This window comes from Promicromonospora kroppenstedtii DSM 19349, from assembly GCF_000515355.1.
Taxonomy (GTDB): domain Bacteria; phylum Actinomycetota; class Actinomycetes; order Actinomycetales; family Cellulomonadaceae; genus Promicromonospora; species Promicromonospora kroppenstedtii.
Genome location: NZ_KI911653.1, coordinates 53201 through 54267, shown reverse-complemented (window position 1 = coordinate 54267; position 1067 = coordinate 53201). Strand labels below are relative to the sequence as shown.

1 protein-coding gene is annotated in these 1067 nt (G+C 74.2%); it reads left to right on the top strand.

Annotation, left to right across the window (positions count from 1 at the left end):
- Positions 1-976 (top strand): AAA family ATPase (locus PROKR_RS10510; RefSeq protein ID WP_036962885.1); only part of this gene is annotated, 976 nt, incomplete at its 5' end.
- Positions 977-1067 lie beyond the last annotated feature (91 nt).

Genomic DNA, 1067 nt, shown 5'->3' with positions numbered 1-1067 from the left:
CGCGCCCCGCCCTGCCGGCGACCAGGGCCTGGAGTTCGGCGCACCGGTCGACGCGCCCACCCCCACGCCGTCGGCCACGGAACCCGAGCCGGCCGCCCGGGCGGCCGGACCAGAGGGCGAGCCAGAACCGGAACCCACGGACGAGCCCCGCCCGCTGGCCGAGCTGCTCGACGAGCTGGACCAGCTCATCGGCCTGGGCCGCGTCAAGGACGAGATCCACCGCCAGACCGAGCTGCTGCGTATCGAACGCCTGCGCGCCGAGGCGGGCCTGACCTCCCCCACGCTGACGCGCCACCTGGTGTTCACCGGCAACCCCGGCACGGGCAAGACCACGGTGGGCCGTCTGGTCGCGGGCATCTACCGCGCGCTGGGCCTGCTGGACAAGGGCCACCTCGTGGAGGTGGACCGCTCCGAGCTGGTGGCGGGCTACCTGGGCCAGACGGCGGAGAAGACGACGGCGGTGGTGCAGCGCGCCCTGGGCGGCGTGCTGTTCATCGACGAGGCGTACGCCCTGGCCGAGGACCAGTACGGTCGCGAGGCCGTGGACACGCTGGTCAAGGACATGGAGGACCACCGCGACGACCTCGTGGTGATCGTGGCGGGCTACCCGGGACCCATGGCCCGGTTCATCGCGACGAACCCGGGCCTGGAGAGCCGGTTCGCGCGGACCATCACGTTCGAGGACTACTCGCCCGAGGAGCTGCGCCGCATCTTCGCGGCCATGGCGGGCTCCGCCGACTTCGAGCCGGAGCCCGAGACCCTCGACCGGTTCGACCGACTCGCGGCGGACCAGGTGCGGGGCGAGGGGTTCGGCAACGGCCGCTGGGCACGCAACGTGCTCGACTCCGCGATCGCCCGGCACGCCTGGCGCCTGCGGGACGTTGAACGACCGACGGTGGACCAGCTGCGCACGCTGGTCCCGGAAGACCTGGAGGACGTCGTGGACATCGGGACAGACAGCGAGGCCACCCTGTGACCGCGCCCCAGACGACCACGGGCCCGCCGGCCGACCCGGACCCGCCGGCCCCCGGCGACACCCCGCCCGCCCGCGCCGGCCTCCGGGACCG